This window comes from Streptococcus handemini, assembly GCF_040984445.1.
GTDB classification, from domain to species: domain Bacteria; phylum Bacillota; class Bacilli; order Lactobacillales; family Streptococcaceae; genus Streptococcus; species Streptococcus handemini.
Map to the genome: position 1 here is coordinate 1 of NZ_JBFRYH010000095.1, position 5523 is coordinate 5523.

At 41.1% G+C, this 5523-nt stretch carries 5 protein-coding genes and 1 pseudogene; 5 read left to right on the forward strand and 1 reads right to left on the reverse strand.

Annotation, left to right across the window (positions count from 1 at the left end; translation table 11 throughout):
- Positions 1-225 precede the first annotated feature (225 nt).
- The 5 genes from murB to ABPH35_RS10295 all read left to right on the forward strand — a co-directional run bounded on the left by murB (position 226) and on the right by ABPH35_RS10295 (position 5055).
- Positions 226-1128: a UDP-N-acetylmuramate dehydrogenase gene (gene murB / locus ABPH35_RS10275; RefSeq protein WP_349989600.1), complete on the forward strand. Its 903-nt coding sequence runs from the start codon at positions 226-228 to the stop codon at positions 1126-1128.
- Positions 1129-1276: 148 nt separating this feature from the next.
- The gene (locus ABPH35_RS10280) at positions 1277-2431 is read left to right on the forward strand and encodes an ABC transporter ATP-binding protein (RefSeq protein WP_349989601.1); all 1155 of its coding nucleotides are present in this window, start codon (positions 1277-1279) and stop codon (positions 2429-2431) included.
- Positions 2415-3215, forward strand: coding sequence for an ABC transporter permease (locus ABPH35_RS10285; RefSeq protein WP_349989602.1), 801 nt, complete (start codon positions 2415-2417; stop codon positions 3213-3215). Before ABPH35_RS10280 ends, ABPH35_RS10285 begins: the two co-directional genes overlap by 17 nt.
- Positions 3215-3985, forward strand: coding sequence for an ABC transporter permease subunit (locus ABPH35_RS10290; RefSeq protein WP_368849798.1), 771 nt, complete (start codon positions 3215-3217; stop codon positions 3983-3985). The genes ABPH35_RS10285 and ABPH35_RS10290 overlap by 1 nt, the downstream gene beginning before the upstream one ends.
- Positions 3985-5055 carry an extracellular solute-binding protein gene (locus tag ABPH35_RS10295; RefSeq protein WP_368849797.1) on the forward strand — a complete coding sequence of 357 codons (1071 nt, stop codon included), beginning with the start codon at positions 3985-3987 and terminating at the stop codon, positions 5053-5055. Before ABPH35_RS10290 ends, ABPH35_RS10295 begins: the two co-directional genes overlap by 1 nt.
- Before the next feature lie 151 nt (positions 5056-5206).
- On the opposite strand, the pseudogene ABPH35_RS10300 reads toward ABPH35_RS10295, so the two are convergent.
- Positions 5207-5523, reverse strand: a pseudogene (locus ABPH35_RS10300) (IS66 family transposase); the annotation flags it as partial.

Genomic DNA, 5523 nt, shown 5'->3' on the forward strand with positions numbered 1-5523 from the left:
CGGTTGGATTTTGGAAAGAAAATGAGCATGCGTCGTAAGAAATATGTCCTTAGTCTATCCTTTGACCAGTATTTAAAACGATTACTTTAAATCAAAAAAGTGTTTGAGGTAGAAAAAAGCCGAAGACCGTTTCATGCGTTTGTCGTGCCTTTTGTTCCTTTTTTATCGTTTTCTACTGGGATTTTTGGTATAATGGACTGAATGTAGTTTGAAATGAGAGTTAGGATGAAAGAAAAAATAAGAATAGCCTTGGCTGAAATTGATATTCGGTTTGATGAGCCATTAAAAGAATACACCTATACAAAAGTTGGAGGTAAAGTTGATTACTTGGCCTTTCCTCGGAATCGCTATGAGTTGGTGCGGATTGTAACTTTTGCCAATGAGGAAAAGATTCCTTGGATGGTGTTAGGAAATTCAAGCAATATCATCGTTCGTGATGGAGGGATTCGTGGCTTTGTAATCCGCATGGACAAGTTAAATAGCATTACTGTCTCAGGCTATACGATTGAGGCAGAGGCGGGAGCCAATTTGATTCAGACAACTCAAGTTGCCGCCCACCATTCCCTATCAGGTTTTGAGTTTGCTTGCGGGATTCCTGGAAGTATTGGCGGAGCAGTCTTTATGAATGCAGGAGCTTACGGTGGAGAAATTGCCCATATCCTGGTTTCGGCTCAAATTTTAACACCGAAAGGCTATGTTGAAACGCTGGATGCACGTGAGCTGACCTTTGGCTATCGGTCTTCCGTTTTACAGGAGAATGGAGCAATTGTCCTGTCGGCAAAATTCGCTCTAAAACCTGGGAATCATACGGCTATTCAGCAAGAAATGGAACGATTGACTCATTTACGTGAATTGAAACAACCCTTGGAACATCCATCGTGTGGTTCCGTCTTTAAACGTCCTATGGGGCATTTTGCGGGTCAATTGATTATGGAGGCTGGCTTAAAAGGTCATCGTATTGGCGGTGTTGAAGTATCTGAAAAACATGCAGGTTTTATGGTGAATGTCTCAAATGGGACAGCACAAGATTACGAAGATCTAGTAGCCTACGTGATTGACAAGGTTAACCAGCACTCTGGAGTCACCTTAGAGCGGGAAGTACGGATCTTAGGAGACTCCTTAGATTAAAGAAATCGAAATAAAACATCTTAAACAGTAAGGGAGGTGAAGCCTATCGTAGCCGGTAGTATAGAAGGTAGTTACCCTACCTTAGAGTCAGAAAAGGCCTAACAGAGCCTCTAATCTGTAATCCATATAAAGAAGGAATTTATGAGAATTGAAGAAACCAATCATCGAATTTAAGAACGTTTCAAAAGTATTTGAAGACAGTGGCACAGTCGTTTTAAAGGATATTAACTTTGAGCTAGAAGAAGGGAAGTTTTATACCCTTTTAGGTGCTTCTGGTTCAGGGAAATCAACGATTCTAAATATCATTGCAGGGCTACTAGATGCGACTTCAGGTGATATTTATCTGGACGGTGAGCGCATCAATGATGTGCCGACCAATAAGCGTGATGTTCACACGGTCTTCCAGTCTTATGCGCTTTTTCCGCACATGACTGTTTTTGAAAACGTAGCTTTTCCCCTTAAATTACGAAAAATCCCTAAGGAAGAAATTGAGCAACGTGTGACGGAAGTCCTCAAAATGGTCCGTCTGGCAGGCTATGAAAAACGTGCGATTCAAAAGTTGTCTGGTGGGCAACGTCAACGGGTGGCGATTGCTCGTGCCATTATCAACGAGCCTCGGGTGGTCTTACTGGATGAGCCCTTGTCAGCGCTTGACTTGAAATTACGAACTGATATGCAGTATGAATTGCGTGAGTTGCAACAACGTCTTGGCATTACCTTTGTCTTTGTCACGCATGATCAGGAAGAAGCACTAGCCATGAGTGATTGGATTTTTGTCATGAATGAAGGCGAGATTGTTCAATCAGGTACACCAGTTGATATTTATGATGAGCCGATTAACCATTTTGTTGCGACCTTTATCGGAGAATCCAATATCATTTCAGGTCGCATGATTGAAGACTACTTGGTTGAATTTAATGGCAAGCGATTTGAAGCAGTGGATGGAGGAATGAAGCCAAATGAACCTGTTCAGGTGGTTATTCGTCCAGAAGATTTGCAAATTACCTTGCCAGAAGAAGGAAAATTAAAGGTGAAAGTCGATACCCAGCTCTTTCGTGGTGTCCATTATGAGATTATCGCCTATGATGATTTAGGTAATGAGTGGATGATTCACTCGACCCGTAAGGCAATTGAAGGCGAGGTGATTGGGCTAGACTTTGAACCAGAAGATATTCATATCATGCGCCTCAATGAAACTGAAGAAGAGTTTGATGCTCGTATCGAAGAATATGTGGAGGTCGAAGAAGTCGAAGATGGCTTGATTAATGCCATTGAGGAGGAACGAAATGAAGAAAACCTCTAGCTTGTTCGTTCTTCCTTATGCCCTTTGGATTGCCTTGTTTGTCATGGCACCTGTTGCCATGATTGTTTACAAATCATTTTTGGGGATTGATGGGCAGTTTACCTTTGCGAATTACCAGACTTATTTCAACTCTCCCAATATGACCTATTTGCGGATGAGTATGAACTCGATTCTCTATGCAGGGATTATTACCCTTGTGACCTTGTTAATTAGCTATCCGACTGCTTTTTTTCTTACTCAATTAAAACACAAGCAGCTCTGGTTGATGTTGATTATTTTACCGACCTGGGTCAATTTGCTTTTGAAAGCCTATGCCTTTATCGGAATTTTTGGTCAGCATGGCTCAATCAATCAATTTTTAAGTTTTATGGGCTTGGGAACGCAGCAGATTCTCTTTACTGATTTTTCCTTTATCACAGTTGCTAGCTACATTGAAATTCCTTTTATGATTTTGCCAATTTTCAATGCTTTGGATGATTTGGATCAACATCTCATCTATGCTAGTCGTGATTTGGGTGCTAGTTCTTGGCAAACCTTTACAAAAGTTATTTTTCCTCTCTCTATGAATGGTGTGAGGAGCGGGGTCCAAGCTGTCTTTATTCCGAGTTTAAGCTTGTTCATGCTGACCCGTTTGATCGGAGGAAATCGTGTCATTACACTTGGAACAGCGATTGAACAGCATTTCCTTACAACTCAAAATCAGGGTATGGGTTCAACCGTAGGTGTCGTCCTAATTTTGGCAATGCTTCTGACCATGTGGCTAACGAAAGAGAGGAAGAAATGATGAAAAAATTTGGAAAAGTTTACCTTACCATTACCTTCCTTGTTCTGTATCTCCCGATTTTTTATCTGATTGCCTATGCCTTTAATGAGGGCAGTGATATGAATGGATTTACAGGCTTCACTACGGAATATTTTGCCTCCATGTTAGGCGATAGCCGTTTGATGCTGATTTTAGCTCAGACCTTCCTCTTGGCCTTTCTAAGTTCCTTGATTGCGACGGTTATCGGAACTTTTGGAGCGATTTATATTTATCAGAGTAAACAAAAATGGCAGAACACTTTGTTGTCCCTCAATAATATCCTTATGGTAGCACCAGATGTGATGATTGGGGCGAGCTTCCTGATTCTCTTTACCGTGATTGGCTTCCAACTTGGATTTGTATCTGTTCTTTTGAGTCATGTGGCCTTTTCAATTCCCATTGTTGTTCTGATGGTTTTACCTCGACTCAAGGAAATGAATGATGATATGGTGCTTGCAGCCTATGATTTAGGAGCGAGTCAGTTCCAAATGCTCAGAGAAATCATGTTGCCGTATTTGACACCAGCGATTATCGCAGGCTATTTCATGGCCTTTACCTATTCATTAGATGATTTTGCCGTGACCTTCTTTGTAACAGGAAATGGTTATTCTAACCTTTCTGTTGAGATTTACTCACGTGCCCGTCAGGGAATTTCTCTTGAAATCAATGCCCTATCAACTCTAGTCTTTCTGTTTAGTATCTTATTGGTGGTGGGCTATTATTTCATTTCACGTGAAAAGGAGGCCAGCTAATGAAACGATTGTATTCTTTTTTAATCGGTATTATCGTAATTATCTTTGCTCTCTTTGGAATTAGTCATCAATTAGAAAGTCAATCCAACGAGGGAACAACTGAAAAATTAGTCATCTACAATTGGGGAGACTATATTGATCCTGAACTCTTAGACAAGTTTACAGAAGAAACAGGTATCAAAGTCGATTACCAGACCTTTGACTCTAATGAAGCCATGTACACCAAGATTCAGCAGGGCGGAACAACCTATGACTTAACCATTCCGTCTGAGTACATGATTTCTAAGATGATGGATGAACATCTGCTGGTCAAGCTCGACAAGAAAAAAATCAAGGGTCTTGAAAATATCGATCCGAAGTTTCTTGGCTTAAGCTTTGATAAGAATAATGATTACTCCATTCCTTATTTCTGGGGAACTTTGGGAATCGTCTACAATGAGACGATGGTCGAACATCCTCCTCGGGAATGGGAAGATTTGTGGTCAGAAGAATACCGTGATAACATTATGTTGGTAGACGGTGCCCGTGAGGGCATGGGAATTGGTCTTCAGACCCTTGGCTACAGTCTCAATTCTCGTAACAAAGACGAGCTAGAAAAAGCTGCAGATTACTTGTACGAGTTGACTCCCAACATCAAGGCGATTGTCTCTGATGAAATCAAGGGTTACATGATTCAAGATGCAGCAGCAATTGCCGTAAGTTTCTCTGGTGAAGCAAGTGAAATGCTAGACGGTAATGAGAACTTGCACTATGTCGTACCTTCAAAAGGTTCCAATCTCTGGTTTGATAATATGGTGATTCCTAAGACCGCAAAAAATATTGAAGGGGCCTACGCCTTTATCAACTTTATGCTTCGCCCAGAAAATGCCTACCAGAATGCCTTGTATATCGGCTATGCAACGCCAAATACTAAGGCCAAGGAAATGCTACCAGATGAAGTCAAAAATGATAAGGCCTTCTATCCTTCAGAAGAAACCTTGAAAAACCTAGAAGTCTACGACAACCTTGGTCGCAAGCTCCTAGGCGACTACAACGATCTTTATCTCCAGTTTAAGATGTATCGGAAATAAACCCAACACTGCGGAAAATTTGTCACCTTGACAGTCTTTCTGCGGTATTTTTTTATGTTAAATGAATAGGTGATTGGTTGAAAAATGGTAACCGCTCCATAACGGAGTATATTGAAAAGTTCCAAAGTCGCTTTGACTCTGGAACTTTTTCCTATTTGCAGTAGTTCTGAATTTGTTCATCCCATGGTAAATAAGCCTCTAGAACTTCCTTTTTAGCGAGCGTCTCCTCGTTAGGTAGATTATCTAGAAGATAGGTCATCTATTTCTCTGAATCAAGGCCGTGTCGCTTAGCCGTTTCCAAAAGACTAAGGATGATAGCTGTTGACTTGGCTCCCTCAAAACTTTGAGAGAAAAGCCAATTTTTACGCCCCATAACCAAAGTCTTCATAGCCCTCTCTGCTATATTGTTAGACAGGACTAAGTTGCCGTCCGAGAGAATGGTTCGGAAGGTGGTTTCATATTTAAGGC